The 16,949-nt window shown below is 37.6% G+C and carries 17 protein-coding genes and 1 pseudogene; 11 read left to right on the top strand and 7 right to left on the bottom strand.

Annotated features, from left to right (window positions below; genetic code table 11):
* Positions 1–28: 28 nt before the first annotated feature.
* The 3 genes from AC1M9F_RS06170 to AC1M9F_RS06160 all read right to left on the bottom strand — a co-directional run bounded on the left by AC1M9F_RS06170 (position 29) and on the right by AC1M9F_RS06160 (position 2,555).
* Positions 29–970, bottom strand: coding sequence for a PDR/VanB family oxidoreductase (locus AC1M9F_RS06170; protein ID WP_481597314.1), 942 nt, complete (start codon positions 968–970; stop codon positions 29–31).
* A 51-nt stretch (positions 971–1,021) separates the two neighbouring features.
* The gene (locus tag AC1M9F_RS06165) at positions 1,022–2,086 is read right to left on the bottom strand and encodes an aromatic ring-hydroxylating dioxygenase subunit alpha (RefSeq protein WP_481597313.1); all 1,065 of its coding nucleotides are present in this window, start codon (positions 2,084–2,086) and stop codon (positions 1,022–1,024) included.
* 268 nt (positions 2,087–2,354) lie between these two features.
* Complete coding sequence (locus tag AC1M9F_RS06160; RefSeq protein ID WP_035269110.1) at positions 2,355–2,555, bottom strand: hypothetical protein; 201 nt, start codon at positions 2,553–2,555, stop codon at positions 2,355–2,357.
* 353 nt (positions 2,556–2,908) lie between these two features.
* On the opposite strand from AC1M9F_RS06160, the gene AC1M9F_RS06155 reads away from it, so the two are divergent.
* Positions 2,909–3,358 (top strand): hypothetical protein, encoded by a 450-nt coding sequence (locus AC1M9F_RS06155; protein ID WP_051586611.1) that lies wholly within the window; start codon positions 2,909–2,911, stop codon positions 3,356–3,358.
* A gap of 8 nt (positions 3,359–3,366) precedes the next feature.
* On the opposite strand, the gene AC1M9F_RS06150 is transcribed toward AC1M9F_RS06155, so the two are convergent.
* Positions 3,367–4,263 (bottom strand): alpha/beta hydrolase family protein, encoded by an 897-nt coding sequence (locus tag AC1M9F_RS06150; RefSeq protein ID WP_481597312.1) that lies wholly within the window; start codon positions 4,261–4,263, stop codon positions 3,367–3,369.
* 22 nt (positions 4,264–4,285) lie between these two features.
* Positions 4,286–5,077 (bottom strand): crotonase/enoyl-CoA hydratase family protein, encoded by a 792-nt coding sequence (locus tag AC1M9F_RS06145; protein ID WP_481588868.1) that lies wholly within the window; start codon positions 5,075–5,077, stop codon positions 4,286–4,288.
* A 173-nt stretch (positions 5,078–5,250) separates the two neighbouring features.
* Here AC1M9F_RS06145 and pnuC point away from each other — a divergent pair, with 173 nt between their 5' ends.
* From pnuC to AC1M9F_RS06105, 8 genes are all read left to right on the top strand, one after another.
* The gene (gene pnuC, locus AC1M9F_RS06140; protein WP_481591918.1) at positions 5,251–5,832 is read left to right on the top strand and encodes a nicotinamide riboside transporter PnuC; all 582 of its coding nucleotides are present in this window, start codon (positions 5,251–5,253) and stop codon (positions 5,830–5,832) included.
* Positions 5,833–5,933: 101 nt separating this feature from the next.
* Positions 5,934–6,200 carry a hypothetical protein gene (locus tag AC1M9F_RS06135; RefSeq protein WP_481591919.1) on the top strand — a complete coding sequence of 89 codons (267 nt, stop codon included), beginning with the start codon at positions 5,934–5,936 and terminating at the stop codon, positions 6,198–6,200.
* A 366-nt stretch (positions 6,201–6,566) separates the two neighbouring features.
* Complete coding sequence (locus AC1M9F_RS06130) at positions 6,567–7,700, top strand: GGDEF domain-containing protein (protein WP_481586539.1); 1,134 nt, start codon at positions 6,567–6,569, stop codon at positions 7,698–7,700.
* A gap of 151 nt (positions 7,701–7,851) precedes the next feature.
* Complete coding sequence (gene def, locus AC1M9F_RS06125; RefSeq protein WP_481597330.1) at positions 7,852–8,340, top strand: peptide deformylase; 489 nt, start codon at positions 7,852–7,854, stop codon at positions 8,338–8,340.
* 56 nt (positions 8,341–8,396) lie between these two features.
* Positions 8,397–9,557: a GGDEF domain-containing protein gene (locus tag AC1M9F_RS06120; protein WP_179997681.1), complete on the top strand. Its 1,161-nt coding sequence runs from the start codon at positions 8,397–8,399 to the stop codon at positions 9,555–9,557.
* A 223-nt stretch (positions 9,558–9,780) separates the two neighbouring features.
* Positions 9,781–11,001, top strand: a complete 1,221-nt coding sequence (locus tag AC1M9F_RS06115; protein WP_481597311.1) for a GGDEF domain-containing protein — start codon at positions 9,781–9,783, stop codon at positions 10,999–11,001.
* A gap of 41 nt (positions 11,002–11,042) precedes the next feature.
* Entirely contained in the window at positions 11,043–12,302 is a 1,260-nt protein-coding gene (locus AC1M9F_RS06110; RefSeq protein ID WP_481597310.1) for a glutaminase, read from the top strand.
* A gap of 70 nt (positions 12,303–12,372) precedes the next feature.
* Complete coding sequence (locus tag AC1M9F_RS06105; RefSeq protein ID WP_481586536.1) at positions 12,373–12,666, top strand: cold shock domain-containing protein; 294 nt, start codon at positions 12,373–12,375, stop codon at positions 12,664–12,666.
* 72 nt (positions 12,667–12,738) lie between these two features.
* Here AC1M9F_RS06105 and dhaK read toward each other — a convergent pair whose 3' ends face one another.
* Positions 12,739–14,469, bottom strand: a complete 1,731-nt coding sequence (gene dhaK / locus AC1M9F_RS06100) for a dihydroxyacetone kinase subunit DhaK (protein ID WP_481597309.1) — start codon at positions 14,467–14,469, stop codon at positions 12,739–12,741.
* A gap of 270 nt (positions 14,470–14,739) precedes the next feature.
* Complete coding sequence (locus tag AC1M9F_RS06095; protein WP_481597308.1) at positions 14,740–15,117, bottom strand: hypothetical protein; 378 nt, start codon at positions 15,115–15,117, stop codon at positions 14,740–14,742.
* Positions 15,118–15,295: 178 nt separating this feature from the next.
* On the opposite strand from AC1M9F_RS06095, the pseudogene AC1M9F_RS06090 reads away from it, so the two are divergent.
* Both AC1M9F_RS06090 and AC1M9F_RS06085 read left to right on the top strand, forming a co-directional pair.
* Positions 15,296–15,553 (top strand): annotated as a pseudogene (locus AC1M9F_RS06090) (endonuclease domain-containing protein); the annotation flags it as partial.
* Between the two features lie 76 nt (positions 15,554–15,629).
* Positions 15,630–16,946: a DUF6602 domain-containing protein gene (locus AC1M9F_RS06085; RefSeq protein WP_481597307.1), complete on the top strand. Its 1,317-nt coding sequence runs from the start codon at positions 15,630–15,632 to the stop codon at positions 16,944–16,946.
* Positions 16,947–16,949 lie beyond the last annotated feature (3 nt).

Genomic DNA, 16,949 nt, shown 5'->3' with positions numbered 1-16,949 from the left:
GCTACACTTGAAAATCTATCGATCCAAATTAAACATCAATGATAATTCGTTGAGATTTGGCTCTTGAGCAACAAGGTGTGAATTGATCATTTGCAGCTTGTTCCTCTTCAGTTAAATACATATCTCTGTGATCAATTTCACCCTCAACTACATTTACTAAGCAAGTGCCACAAATACCTTGTTCACAAGATAAAGGGATACAGATTCCAGCATGTTCTAAAGCTTGTGCTGCAGATTGATCAGCTGCGACATGAATACGTTGCCCTGTTTTTAAAATCTCAATTTCAAAACTGCCATCTTGACTGGTATCAATAGCTTGTGCGCTGAAATGCTCTTTATGTACTTGATGACTAGGCCAAGAGAGCGTATCTGCGGTATGGATCACATAGTTCATAAAACCATCTGGGCCACATACATAAATATGATGATCGATATGAGGAGAAGCAAAGACTGTATTCAAAAGAATATGTGTTTCAGGTTCATCATCAATATGGATGTGGACGGAATCTCCTAGAGCCTCTAAATCTTGTTGGAATGCAATAGAAGCTCTCGTTTTCACAAAATACAGTAATTGGAAGGGATGATTATTGCGTTTAAGCTCTTTAGCCATTGCTAAGATAGGAGTGATACCGATTCCACCTGCACACAAATATGCATATTCTGTCTCAGGAACCAAGGCAAACAAATTTCGTGGTTCACTAATCTTGAGCTGCTGACCCTCACGAAGTTGTTCATGAATAAATTTAGAACCACCACGTGATAAAGGATCATTCAGGACACCAATGACGTAACGGTGCTGCTCTGAACTACAATTTGCCAAAGAATACTGTCTAATTAATTGATTACCTAAGTGCACATCAATATGTGCACCGGCTTGAAAAGCTGGTAATAATTCACCATGGGTGTTTACCAGTTCGAAAGATAAAATGTGTTCATTATGACGATAAATCTTCTGAATAGTCACATCCATGTGAGTATCGCTCCTTGGTAAAATGAAAAACTGATAAAATGTGGGTTTACTTTAAACAACATTCAAAGTTGTAATTTTCTGCTCATCATTCGTTTGCTCTAAGCTGATCAAGCGGTCAATTACTTTTCGAGATTGAACACCGCCTGCATCAATATTCAGCATTAGCAATTTACGATCAGGATGTCTCAATAAATTCTGTTGCTGTTGTTCAAGCATATCTAAATCTTCCGAGAAAATTTTGCCCTGTCCCTCACGAATTTGGTTAGTTAATTCGATGTTGTCGGGTTGGAAGTGTCGAGCCATTCCCCAGAAATACCAGTGAGACGTTTCCGTTTCGGGGGTAATAAAATCCACAACGATTGAAGACACTTTTTTATTTTCCGGTGCGTTGTAACCACCATGGCCTGCGTGGGCAACACCAACTTCAATATGAACATTGCTAGGTGCATGAAAGTGACAAATTTGCCAACGGTCTACTAGGACATCTGCAGCGAGATTATTACCTTTTAGAGCCATTTGCCAAAATGGAGGTGCATAAATGTTTTCCATATGACGTTCAGTCACAACGTGGTCACCATCAACACGAGTGGTTGGTGCAGCTTCATCGATTTCTTTTTGACCAATGCTGTTTGCATGAACATATGTTTCATGGGTGAGATCCATTAAGTTATCAATCATCAAGCGGTAATCACAGTTGATGTGGAATAGTCCACCACCATAGGCCCATTCTGGATTTTCAGCCCACTCTAAAGTTGGGAGTTGATCTTCACTTGCAAGCGATTGGTCTCCTGGCCATACCCAAATAAAGCCAAATTTTTCAATTGCGCGATAGCTTTTATTGCAAGGAAAGCCACGTACACGTTGCCCAGGCATTGAAACCGTTTTGCCGTCACATCCCATCACTAACCCATGATAACCACAGACCAGTTGACCATCTTCAACAAAGCCTAATGACAAAGGTGCACCGCGATGTGGGCAAAAATCTTCAACGGCATGTATTTGGTTGTCTTTTCCACGATAAAAAACCATTTTTTCACCGCAAATTTGTCTTCCTAGAGGCTTATCTTGTACTTCTTCAGGTCGTGCCGCCACATACCAAGCATTTTTTACAAACATGAGTTGATCTCCTTATCAATTGGATCCAATAATTCTATTTTTTAGATAAAAAGTCAATAATAATCTTTAAAACTAAATATTTTGGATCCATTTTTGAGAGAGCATTTAAATAATAATTATTTTTGAGCAAAAATGATGGCAAATCACCATCCAAGAATATGGCGAAATTGATTCATTGTCAGAGAGGGCACGAGGGGTTAATTTATTAAACAAAAAATACTTAAACTTGATGGATTATTGGGATTTTATTTTTAGCTTCATTAGAAAATTAAAATTGACCTAATTTTTTCATTTGACGACGACGTCTCGTGAGCCCCAAGATTTCTTGGCGATCTTGAATTTCTTGAGCAGAATAAGGAAGCGTCTGTTGCAATGCTTCGAGTTGAAGATGACTGTTTTCAATGAGGAAGCAATCATGCTCAACTGGCCATGCACTGGTAATGGGTTTGCGTTTACGGGAATAGTTCATGGTTAAATTATAAAATTTGAGAAAAGAATAGTGTAGATGCGTATCAAGTTAAACGACAAAAAATGTCGTAATGATTTAGAACACTAAGATTTTAAACCCTATTTTAATGAGAATCTTTCAACGTACTTTTAAGTCATATTAATTGAATAAAATTACCTAGATTTACACGGTTTACATAACATGTGGATTTTGAAATGAGTTGTTACGTTTCGTGCCATCCCTCTACTGGTTTTTAAGTTAATATTTTAAAAGTTAAAACTTAATAACACCAAGAAAATTAACAATAAAAATAAAGAAATAATCATTTCTGTAATGAACGATTCAATGAATAATCATCGGAATGAGTAAAAAATATGATGCTAATCGTGGTGTGTTTTGCTTTGGTCAGTTGCTATGCCGTATGGCGACTATTATTACAACCTAAATTGATTATGGGGAATACGCAGAGGCACTTTGATTTAACAAAACTCCTCAAGCCTACTGATCTCAGCCAGCCGGCGCGCTTGGTGTATGATACGGATTCTGTCGAAGATATTCGTATGTTTGATGAGGTTGCAAAATTACTGTTTGAGAAACGTGTAAATCATCGTGATATCAAGTTTGCTCAGCAAATTCAATATGAGTTTTTGAACAAGATGCCATCACGAACTTTATGTCAGATCAATCAATTTGATTTAGGTGAGTGGTCGATTTTATGGGAATATCGTAATCAATCCCTTGAATACTATGTGAGTCAATATGGCATCATGTATCGACATACTGACGCACAAGGGGTAGAACATCAATCTGACTTTATTCAGTAATTTAGAATTTAATCATTAACTAAATTGAGATAATTTTGGAGCATGTCATCCCAAATTTTTTCTGCGCCTTTTTTGAAATATCCCATGTGTCCAATTGCAGGCATTTGATACTGTTTGGCTGTGATATCAATGTAGCGCATATCAGCAGAACGATAATGTTGCATAAAGGCTTGCCTCGAATTTGGGAGAGCCCAATCATCATCTAATGCTGAAACAGCATAAATTTTGGTTTTAACACTTGCATATTGTGCTTTTAAATCTTGTTGCTCGGGGTCAGCGAAAAAGTATAACGGATTTTTGCACCAACGACGCCACTGTTGATATACCCCTAAAGGCAGATCAGAGCCCATATTGAATTTACTCCAAGGTAAATAACCTGTGACTGCGACAATGGGTGGAAACACAATACTCCACATCACGGATACTTTGAATCTTTCTTTGAACGGCATATATCCTGCCCAACCTGCACCTGTACCGTAGCAACACATGGCACTGACTTGATGATGATTAGGGGTAAGTCCCAAGGCTTGACCACCATAAGAGTGTGCAGTCACAAATAAGGGGAAAGTATCGCTAGAAAAGTATTCAATGGCACCAGCGAGATCAAGTTTCCCCCAATCCAAATAACTCATTTTAAAACCTTTGAGTTGTGCTGGAGATGATGCCCCCACACCACGATAATCAAAGGTTAGCACTTCAAAACCACGTTCTGCAGCATACTCTGCAAATCTGCGATAAAAAGGTTGGGGAACCGCTGTCGCTGAAGCCACAATAATACGTGCAACAGTCTTCACACCAGATGATAGGTAGCGAGTGCCGGTGAGCATATAGTTATCTAAGGCAGGAAACTGAACTTGAGTTTTATTGATGCTCGGCATCTGGTTCACATTTGGAATAGCTTGCATGTCTATATTTCCCGATATTGAACTATTGACCTTTAAAGCGAGGTTGACGTTTTTCGCTCATTGCTCGCATACCTTCGACTGCATCTTCAGATTGTATTAGTGGAAGAAGATGAGTCTTTAACTGATTAAAAGCGTACTGTTCATCATGTGAAATTGCTTCATGAGCAGCCGTCAATGTGGCCTGAACAGCGAGTGGAGCAGCTGAAGCGATGGATTCGGCGAGTTCAATGGCACGGTCAAGCGGATCTTGTTCTGTTACTTCGGTAATTAAATGAAGTCGATATGCAGTTGCAGCATCAAAAAAATCCCCCGTCAATAAGTAGCGCATTGCATTAGACCAACCTGCAGTTTTAACGAAGCGTGAAGTTGCTCCGCCAAAGGGGAGGATGCCACGTTGCACTTCAAGTTGAGTAAATTGGGTATTTTGATGGGCAATACAGATATCGGCATTCAACATCAATTCTATTCCAGCAGTAAAACAATACCCCTTCACAGCGACAACGACTGGTTTTTTTCGTTTACGACCAGTCGTGCCCCATGGGTTAATCAGATTCATATCTTCCGAAAATATACCATCTGACATACGCGGCTGAAGCTCAAGCAGATCTAATCCTGCCGTGAAGTGCTCTCCATGTGCATAAATCACAGCACAGCGTAAATCGGACTGGTCTTCATAGGTGGTAAGTGCTTGTGAAAGTTCATCAATCATATGACTGTCGAATGCATTGCGCTTCGCAGCACGGTTTAAACCAATCAACATCAGATGATTGCGAATTTCAATGGTTATTCTGGTCGTTTGAGTTGTATTCATCATTATTATTTTCCATTGAGGACATTCTATTTTTAGAGGAGTTTAATGGTTAGGTCAAAACTGTGCAGTTCAAATTGAACATCGCTAAGTCGTGTTCGTTAAGAATCATGTATGGTGCCATTCAATATACGTTAGGATAGGCGTATCAAATAAACCACGATCATTTTAAGTAGTGTATGAGCCTTTTAGAAATTATTTCAGTATTGATGAGTGTATTGGGTGTAACCCTCACGATTCGTCGTAATATATGGTGTTGGCCTGTGAATCTCGTGGCTTATGGCTTATATGCAAAGTTATTTTATGACTATCAACTCTATGGTGAAACGATATTGCAATGCGTGTTTATCGGTTTAGGTGTGTATGGGTGGTGGATATGGAAAGCTCAGTTTAAACAGCAAGAGCAACTTGCCATCAATCGTATTCAAGGGTTGAGAATTATCAAACATGTGTTTTTTACAATGTTGGCAGGATTTATTTTTGGTTTAGGTTTGGATTATTTTACGGATGCTTCCATTCCTTATTTAGATGCTCAATTGGCAAGTTTAAGTCTGCTCATTACATATTGGACGTCAAAACGATATTTGGAAATTTGGCCTGCTTGGATCGTGGTGGATATCATCTATGTGATGATGTTTATGTATAAAGATCTATACTTGACGGCTGGTCTTTATGGCGCATTTATTGTTTTAGCCTTATTAGGTTATCTTCAGTGGAAGAAAAAATATCAAGTTCAACAGCAAACCGTCTACTCACTCTGAAAAATTTACATCCTTGGACATTGATTTGAATGATTCGATCTGCAAAATAAAGCAGATCGACGTAACAATGAAATTGAATTTAACCAGTAGACTTTAAATGTATGATTATCCACTTTTGGGAAGCTCGATTTCTGCAATTTGTAAAATCATTACAACAGCATCCTCATCGTTATCTTAACTTTGAATCCGTTGCCGATTTTTATCAAAGTCAGTGGTTAAAAACGCTTCCTCCTCATACTGAATATTTTTGTACTGGATTAGACGATGGTGCAGAGCAGTTTGATATTTTGATTCAATATTTGCATCATCGAGTCAGTATTCACATTGCACAAGAAATTAAAGTTATTTATCGAGAACTCGATCTCTAAGAGTTCTAAGAGTTAGGAGTGTACTTAGCAATTTTTAGCTGAGTCAAATCAAAATGCTTGAGCGTATCGCTAGCTGGATTTAAGCAAAAAAAGCTTTAAAAAAAAATAGAATAAATGGTAAAAAAACCTTGATAAATCCTAATCTTAAGGTTAGATTGTGATAATAAGTGCAATTATAATAAAAAATATGTGATTTTATTCACTATATTTTGTAGGGGTGAAATAGATTTAATGATTACACAGTTAAATGAAAATATAGTTTATTTTGATGAGCTGTTTCAATTGAGTTAGTTCATTATGTTAAGACTATTCAATCGAATTTTTCGCCCCTATACACTTCATTCATTTATGAATCAAAGTGTGTTGATGAATTGGAGTAACTTAAATAAATGTATTCTGGTCATGGTATTGGGCGGGCTTGCACATATCACCTGGATTACATGGTATTTATTTTCATTTCATCATCCTGCATTACATCATTGGCTCAATCCTGATTATTATTATTTTCACCTATCACGGATGTTGCTGTGCTGTGTATTACAGTTCTTACTGATTATTCCTTGTGTCATATGGCGTCATAAAGAATGGGTGAGACAATATTTACCTTACTTTATTATTTTGGTATTTTCCGTAAGCTTTATTTATGGTGGCTATTCGGTTGGTATCAGTAGTCCTGCTACCGTTGCGGGATTTATCAGTATTTTAACAGTTGGTCTGGTTTTATTTGAACGCAAGATTGTATATCTGCTTTTTTTACCAGTCACTGTATATATGCTCATTGCAATTGTCAGTAGTGCATTGGGTTATATGACCTACGCACCGGTCTTTAGTGATCAGCTCAATTATTCAGTCATGGTATTTAATGAATTCTGGGTTTATTCACAACTTTATTTTTACGTGCCTATTTTTTTTGCGACTTTTGTATTGTTTGAGATTTTGTTGACGCAATGGAGAAATCGAGAAAAACAAATTAATTTAATGAGTCAAATGGACCCGCTTACGGGGATTTATAACCGTCGAAAAATAGGTTTAGAACTCAATGAAATTCAATTACAAGAACGAAAATTTGCTCTCATTCTGTTAGATCTTGATCATTTTAAGAGTATTAATGATAACTATGGTCATGATATCGGAGACAACGTCTTAAAGCGTGTTGCCAATGTACTACGTCAAAATATACGTGATACAGATATTGTCGGGCGATTTGGTGGTGAAGAGTTTGTGATGCTGTTGCAGAATAAAAACCTCAGAGCTGCGATGGAGGTCGCAGAGCGGTGTCGCAAAGAAATTGAAAATGAGCTCTTTTATATCGATGAACGTACGACGATCAGAGTGACAGCAAGCTTTGGTATAGCCATTTCTGAATTTAATTTAAATAAAGAAGCGGTGATTCGTCATGCAGATCAAGCATTATATCTAGCAAAAAAACGTGGTCGTAATCAGGTTAGACACTACTACGAACTTCAGGATGCTGATGTCATACAAAAAAGTGAAACTTGAGCCGTAAAATTATCAGGTCACAAATTCGTCATTTAAATCAGTTTTACTTCATCTTGAAATGCTTTAAGATTGGTTGACTATTAATCAAATATTTGATTTAAAATTTAAAAAATTATGAAGATCAAATTCTTATCATAATTGAGATGAACGTATTATGACGATACTACCCATTGCTCAAAAAGGTGAAGTGATCCTTGAATTGGTTGCATCGCCGGTAAGTGAACTTGAGTTTAGTAGTAGCTGGTTAACGCATCTGGTTGAAGCAATGAATTTTACGATGCAACAGCGCAATGGTGTCGGTATTGCTGCACCACAAGTTTATGTCTCTAAAAGGATTATTATCGTCGCTTCAAAACCCAATATACGGTATCCCGATGCGCCTGAGATGGAGCCTATTTACATGATTAATCCTGAAATATTGGAGCGTTCTGATCATGTTGTTTTAGGAGAAGAGGGATGTTTAAGTGTAGAGAATCGACGTGCGGAAGTAGCTCGAGCTTCATCAATCCGTGTCCGTTATCGTAATATGCAAGGACAGGAAATTACTGAGACTTTTTCAGGATTCCCTGCACGAATCATTCAACACGAAATTGACCATCTTGATGGGATCTTGTTTGTAGAGCGAGTTCACGCTGCTTAAAAAGACAATATAAAAGATAAAAGGACAGAATGAAGTTAATCAGGAAGATTCAACATATGATTAAGCGATTGTATCGTATGGCCAATACGTACATCCTTGATCCTCAAAATATGCTGATCAATTGGAGTGATTTTAAAAAGGGACGGCTTATCCTCTTTTTTGGAATTCTAAGCCAACTTGAGGTCGCTCGCTGGTTAATTGTGGCTTTTTATACCCCTGAAAAAGCACAGTGGTTAAATCCTGACTATTTTGAATTACGTGTTACCCAATTGTTGGTGACCTCCGTGATTTATCTTGTCCTGTTTTGGAGTTGTTTCAAGTTTCAGCATATCGCTAAGTTTCAAACCTTCATTGCTTACTTTGCCCCTAGTTTCTTTGGAATGACCATGATTTATTCAGGGTATTCGATTGGAATTTATAGTCCTGCAACAATGGCAGGGTTCATTAGTATTGTATTGGTCGGGTTGGTATTTTATAGCCGTAAAATTATTTATGGGATTGCAATTCCAATTACGATATACACGTTATTAACGTGTTACTTGACGCATATCGATCGAATTCGTTATGCACCTATGTTTAGTGATGAGTTGAATAAAAGTATCGTTTACCAAAATGATTTTTGGGTCATGAGCATGGTACAGCTCTACGTGCCTATTTTACTTATGAGTGTTTTATTCTTTGAGATTTTACTCACCCAATGGCGCAGTCGTGAAAAACAATTCGAAACCAGCAGTAAATTTGATGCGCTGACGAACGTTTATAACCGTCGTCAGATCAATGAAGTGTTATCACATTTTCAGCAGGATCGTGCTGATTATGCTGTGATCTTATTGGATTTGGATCATTTCAAACAAATTAATGATCAATATGGTCATGCAGCAGGAGATGAAGTCCTGAAACAGGTGGCGACGCGTTTGGAATATCATGTTCGTATTGGTGATACGGTTGGACGTTATGGCGGTGAAGAATTTATATTAATTCTGGACAATCTCAGTCGTGATCAAGCGGTTGATATCGCAGAACGTTGCCGTAACGCGATTGCACAGCAGCCAATTGTGCTGGATGATGGAACCTCGTTAAATGTGACGGCAAGCTTTGGTATTGCACTATCCCATGAGTTATCTGATCAAGATGTCATTACGCATTGTGCAGATCACGCTTTATATATTGCCAAAGAAAGCGGACGAAATCAGGTACAGTTATATCAGTCAGCTTAATTCAATGATTAAATTTCGGTTTTGGTACTACTAACTATAGAGAAACATACGTTTAGGTTTTTTTATAGCAATGCTTTTGTTTTGGTCAGTGATCATCAAATTCATACCATAAATTGATCTGAACGATAAAGCAGTCTTTTTAATGCTTAAAGCGCATTGACATGATCGCTGAATACATCCAAATTTTAATAAAATAAATATGAATATTTGATAATACAATTAAATGATGACTCGAGAGAATGAAGTACAACAACAGCGCAGTTTATTGCAAGCTATCAAATATGTCTTGTTAGAATCTGATCGTTCTATTATTAACTGGTCCAACTTTAATAAAGGGATTCTGTTACTTATATTTGGGCTGTTGATGCTCATCGGTCATTGGTTGTGGTACTACCTAACTTTCCATTCAGAATATCAAATTTGGTTAGATTCAGAATATTATCCTCATCGGACATTGACCACATGTTTACAAGTGATTTTGACCACGTGTTTTCTGACGATCGCTTTAGTGCTTCGTAAAAATGCTACTGCTCGCCGAATCTTGGGCTATTTAATCCCCTTATTTTATGGATTGATTGTCATTTTTTCAGGATACACGGTTGGGATTTATAGTCCTGCGGTGATGGCGGGAACGGTCAATATTGTATTAATTGGTTTTGTGTTATATGAACAGCGCATCATCTATAGCGTCTCTTTTATTATTGCTTGTATTATCGTGTGGTTGGCAGTACTGACGGCCAATGGTCAACTGACTTATGCACCATTATTTAGTGATGCACTGAATCAATCTAATTTGTATGCCAATCCTTTTTGGCTGAAAAGTATGGCGGTACTATATTTACCCATACTGTTGTGCTCAGCAGTTTTTTTTGAGTTGATCTTGTCGCAGTGGAGACGACGTGAGCGTAAGATTGAAATACTAAGTCAGAAAGATGCGTTAACCAACCTCTATAACCGTCGTTACATCAATCAGTTTATTAGTAAGTTAATTCAACAAAATCGCAGCTTTGCTTTCATCATCTTAGATCTCGATTTCTTCAAGCAGATTAATGACAATTATGGTCATGATGTTGGTGATCTTGTACTTAAACGTATTGCTCTCATTTTAAAACAGCAAACACGAGAAGAGGATATAGTGGGACGACTCGGTGGTGAAGAGTTTGTTCTAGTACTTAAAGATGGTGATATCGACGAAGCATTAATCATCGCAGAACGCTGCCGTCGAACGATCGAAAGTGAAAAAATTGAGATTAGCCCAGCGACTTTTATTCAAGTGACCGCAAGCTTTGGCGTGGCGATGTCACAAAATTTACCACATCTATACACAGACGAAGTAAAGCAAAGGATTTATAGTGCAGCGGATAAAGCACTATATCTTGCAAAGCAGAATGGTCGTAATCAAGTCAGATGTGACACGATATCGACAGCTGAATTTAACATTTGAGATCTTATTTTGGGTCTCCATTGATCACCAAGAGAATAAAAATGAAGACACCTGTACCTGATTATCTTGCCCATGTATTGGACCAATGTCATGCGAATACCGAAGGAGCATTGGCTGACTATATTCCAGAACTGGCAGCTGCCAATCCAAATCGTATCGCTTTAGCAATTTCAACCATTGATGGTACGATTTATTCTTCAGGGGATGATGAAGTTGAGTTCACGATTCAATCAATGTCTAAACCATTTGCTTATGCATTAGCGATTCAAGAACATGGTTTAGCTAAAGTATTAGAAAAAGTTGGCGTTGAGCCGTCGGGGGAAGCATTTAATCAAATCTCATTAGAAAAAGAACGATCGATTCCCAAGAACCCAATGATTAACTCGGGTGCGATTACGACACATTCTTTATTACCTCATAAAAAGACTGTTTCTCGTGCAGAACATTTACGACGTTTCTTGAGTGAACTGTGTGGGCGTGAATTAACCTTTGATGAGCAAGTCTATCAATCTGAACTCAAAACAGCATTTCGTAATCTTTCGATTGGATATATGTTGCGTACCGTCGGCGTGCTAGAAGAAGACCCAGAGCATATTGTTCATGGTTATATTCAACAGTGTGCGATTAAAGTCACCGTGAAAGATTTAGCGCGAATGGGCAGTGTTTTGGCGAATGGCGGAAAAGACCCTGTTACGGGAAAATGTATTTTAGATCGTCAGGTATGTCGTCAGGTACTTAGCGTCATGATGACGTGTGGTATGTACGATGCAGCTGGAGACTGGTTGACCACCGTAGGTATTCCTGCCAAAAGTGGTGTGGCAGGGGGGATCATTGGTGTCTTACCAGGTCAGGTCGGAATTGCGGTTTTTTCGCCTAAATTAGACAGCCATGGCAACAGTGTTCGAGGTGTGGAAATCTTTGAACGTCTATCAAGTGATATGGGATTACATTTAATGGAGGGAACCCCTTCAGCACAAACCATTATCCAAAGTCGCCGTGAGTATGATGATGGCATGGTGGTGTATGAGCTACGTGGTGTCTTGCAATTTACAGAGACTGAAATGTTCTTGCGTGAGTTACAGAATGAGCCTGTAGGTAAAAATAAAGTAGTGCTTGATCTTACACATCTGACTTTAATCCATGATGTCGGTGCTCGAATGTTATTTGAAGGTGTGAAACGTCTACAGGATGATGGTCACAAAGTGGTGGTTTTAGATGCGGAATCATTGTTATCGGAACAACAAAGTAAAGGACTCAAACGCGTCATTGTCCAACAGCACTTGCATGATTATTTAAAGTGATCAGCAAAGATGATGCACTTTAAGATGCGTGTATAATATTGAAAATTGTATACCGTTTTTTGGGAATGTTATGAAGTCTGAAGTCCAGCAAGGAAAAATTAAAATTTATCATGCCGATAAAGGTTTTGGTTTTATTGGTGGTGCAGGTGAGGATATTTTTTTCCACATTTCTGACTTTCCTGCAGATGAAGGTGAGCCAAAACGCAATGACCGAGTCAAATTTCAGGTTGTTGAAAATCAAGGTAAATTAAAAGCAGTCAAAATTCAACGTGTAGCTGACCAGTCAGCGAAAGCGAAGAAGTCTCGTGTGGCATCACATAATCAGGCGATTACCAGCGCATTATTATCAAGTTTTAAAAAATAAAAAGCAAAAAAAGCCCTGAATCATCAGGGCTTTTTTACATAACTAATCAATCATTTATGTCATGTTTAGATGTTATTTTAGATGATCAGCAATATCGGTAAAAATCACGCCTAAACCATATGCACCTGCATCAGGATAGCCTAAGCTACGATCCCCGACAGTACCTGCACGACCCATACGTGCAACAATCTCTTTGGTCGATTGTGCGCCTTGAACAGCAGCTTGAGCACCTAAGATAAAGTTTTCCTTAAAGCTTTTGTCGGTGTTGTTTGACCATGAATCTGCGCATGGCACTAAAGCATCGATCAACGTTTTATCACCGACAACAGCGCCACGTCCAAATGAACGTTCGCCTGTGGTTTGAATACCTTTTACTGCGGCTTGCAGCATATCGGCAAAATCTGCCACGCTCAACGTGGTTTTACCTTGAATGGCTTTACTTGCAGCGCGGAATGCAGAACCCCAGATGGGACCCGAAGCACCGCCACAATGTTCCATAATGATCATGGAGCTATTGAGCAAGAATTCATCCATCTGCTGTGCTTGGATCAAGCTTTGCCATTCTTTCTTGAGTTGTTTAAAGCCTTTAGCCACACTCATGCCGAAGTCGCCGTCACCTGCGTGCGCGTCTAACTCACAAAATGGCACTTCATTTTTAATAATACACGCTGCCATCACATCGACCACATAGCGCATATTTTCAATGGTGAATTGCTCATTTTGAATTTCAGCATGTTCTGCTGCAGTTTCAACTTGGCTGTTGCCTTGATGTTGGGTAGCCGTATCTTTTATCGCAAACTCAATGGCTAAAGCAGGTGAACCATCAAGTTTAAAGGCAGGGGTGTTGGCTTCTGCATCTAAGTATGTTTTGAGTTCATCATCCAATTCAAGTAATGAAATGGATGCGCCATTCATGTCGATACTGGTCATGTAGTTGCCGACAAAAGTACGGTAAATTTTGATGCCTTTATGTGCAAGGTATTCGCATACATCATGATTAAACAGATACAGTTCTTGCATTGGGGTTGAGCCAAAGCCATTGATCAATACTGCGACTTCTTTCATGTCTGGGCGATCTAAAAATAGATCATCGACCATACGTTGTGCCAGTTCTTTTGCTGGCAAGATTTTTTCACGACGGATCCCCGGTTCACCATGGATACCCACGCCGTATTCCATTTCATCATCGGCAAGGGTAAAAGTTGGTGTACCTTTAGCAGGAACTGTACATGAGCTATAGGCAAAACCTAAACTGATGACATTGTCAGCCGCTTTTTGAGCGACTGTTTTAACTTCACCTAATTCTAAGCCTTTAGATGCTGCTGCGCCTGCAATCTTATGAACAAAGATTGTGCCTGCGACACCACGACGACCGACGGTATAGAGGCTGTCTTTAACCGCTATATCATCTGCAACTTTCACAAAGTCGACTTGAATTCCGTCTTCAGCGGCTAAGGCTGCACCATTCTGGAAATTCATCATATCGCCAGAATAGTTTTTGATGATCATTAGCACGCCTTTATCAGTTGCGACGTGTTGCAGTGCTTTATAGACCTGAATTTGTGAAGGTGATGCAAAGACATCGCCACATACGGCAGCGTCTAACATGCCTTGACCGACAAAGCCCGCATGTGCAGGTTCGTGCCCGCTACCACCACCACTGATGAGAGCAACATTGTTATGTTTTTCTTTTTTTGAAATGATTTTGTGTGACTCGGTAAATGCGAGTTCTGGGTGTGCAAGGACAAAGCCTTTGCACATGTCGACAACCAAGTTTTCAGGGTGGTTGATGAGTTTTTTCATGGAAATATCAAACTTTTGGTAATTTCATTAATAAGTATTAATTATTCACTAAACTTGAAATATTTGCTGATCTAAAAATGTTAAAACGGATGATTTGGGGTTGGGTGGTTAGAAAAGGGGCATTTTTGATTTATATCCACTTGAGCCTAGATGAATAAAATATTCCTATATGATGTATTGACTTGAGTGATTATTAATGTTGATGAGCTGAAATTCAAGAAATCTAGGGAGGCTCGGAATAATATTATCCCTCCCCCCCAAAAAAATAATTTAGTGACTGAAAAGCTTGAATACTTGAACCGGTTTTTTAATTTTTTGAATGAATGTGTGAGTGGAGTTACTTAATAGAGTGATATCGCAGGATGTTAGAAATTTTGGTTGGACGGTTAAAATTATACCTTGTAAAAAGTACACAGAAATAATTCCAACTTTTAAGATAATTTTTATAACATCAACATGACTAGAGTAACTACCGTCAATCAGCGTGTTTTGCAATGAAGGTACAGTAAAAAAGAATAAGATCAGCATAGCTATAGCACAGAAAGCTCCAAGCCCTCTGATGATGTCGGGATTGGAAAGTACTTCAAGCTTTAGAGTGTAAAACCCATTTTTAATTTTTTTTAAACGCCTCATTTCATATAATCTCATAACCTATCTTTACTACTTTGATTAACATATTATTTCTTAATTTACAATGTTTATAGTGATTAATATCTAAGCAATTAATAAATATTTCAAAAATGTTTGCTCATCTAGAATTGTTTTAGCTCCTCCCTTTATTAAAGGGAGGTTGGGAGGGATTAATAAAAAATTAGTAGAATAAAAAATGAAACCCTACAATAAAAACTTAAAACAAGCCTCACGTGATTTACGCAATAACATGACTGATGCTGAAAAGTTGTTATGGTCGCGACTGTGCCATAAGCAAATTTTAGGTTTGTAGTTTTATCGGCAGAAACCAATTTTGAATCACATTGTGGATTTTTACTGTCCTTCAGTCTGTTTAGTGATTGAGTATGATGGTAGTCAGCACTATAAGGCTGAAGTTCTAGAAGGAGATCGAATTCGAGATGAGGTTTTGGCAATGTAATTATTAAATCAATTATAATCATTCAAAATTTCATACAATTAAATTTAGAGACAATATGCGGGGAGAGCCAATGGTTAGAGATATTGCTAAATTATTGGAAGAGTTTTTTAAATATGAAAAGGAAAGGGTTGAATCTTTTGATATGCCGCACATGCCAACATTGGGTGAAGCCTATGAAGAAATCACGATTCAAGGGTTAAATAAAAAATATATTTTACCCGATATGTGTGATTTGAAGGTGGTAAAAGGGTTCATAAGAATTGGAAAAAAACAATTACCACAGCAAATTGATTGTATGTTAGTACATGGTGATGGAGTTCAATATGGTTTAACAGATAAATATATCTATGATGTTTCAAATGTATTGGCTATATTTGAAGTTAAAAAAAATTTAACAAAGGAACAATTGGTAGATGCTTTAGCTCATTTAAGTGAAATTAAAGCAGAATTTTATGAGTACTTAGATGATAAAATAAATAGAAATGATGTAGGTATAAATTTATCTTTATTTTCTTTGCACTTAAGTTATCTAATTGGTTACAGAATTGAAGCAATTGATGAGCTGGCGAGACTAAATAAAGCGCAGCAATATATAGCACGTACTTTATTAGTTGAAATGTTAATGCCTTTTACCATAGTTCACTCTTATGAAGGTTATAGCCGTGTAGGGGATTTAAGAAATGCTATTCAAGAAACCTTCTACATGATAGATGATCATAACTCACAAAGAGGTGTGAGGGTTTTAGATTTTCCAACGCTGATAACTAACAATCAAATAGGAATGTTAAAAGCAATTGGAATGCCTTATTGGGCTGATTTATATGAAGAAAATGTTGGAAAATGGTGGAGTTATTTAGCTTCATATAATGCGAACTCTGCAATTATTTTTCTAGAGTTATTGTGGGCTAAAATTAGTTTACATCTAAATATTAGTTTTGATTTTGAAGATGACCTTATATCTGAGAATATTTTACCATTTTTTATAGTAAGTACTTTTGGGAATATACCTGATGGTAGATTTATTAACAAAAATGATCCTCGCTTGAAATCCATAGCGAAAGCTAATGATTTGATATTTAAGCCTCAGATTATTAAAAAGGAATTAGCAGATTTATTCAATTTTATTACATTTAAAGGTGGTGTTGAAATTGAAAACATTAAGTCTGATCTTGAGGAAATGAGTCTTTCGATAGATGAATTTATTTATCTTTTACAAACGTATTCTTGTTTGGGGGTTACAAATGATTTTGTATCTGTGATCTCTAGTTGGAGATGCATTGAAGTTGATGGAAAATATCTCATAAGTAATGATTTAATTAGATTTCAAAATTGGTTGCAATCAAATCAAATAGAATATAAACCGTATTATATGAATATCTATATGTAAAAA

It is taken from the genome of Acinetobacter sp. ANC_7504 (genome assembly GCF_056779995.1).
This window is presented reverse-complemented; position numbering and strand designations above follow the sequence as displayed.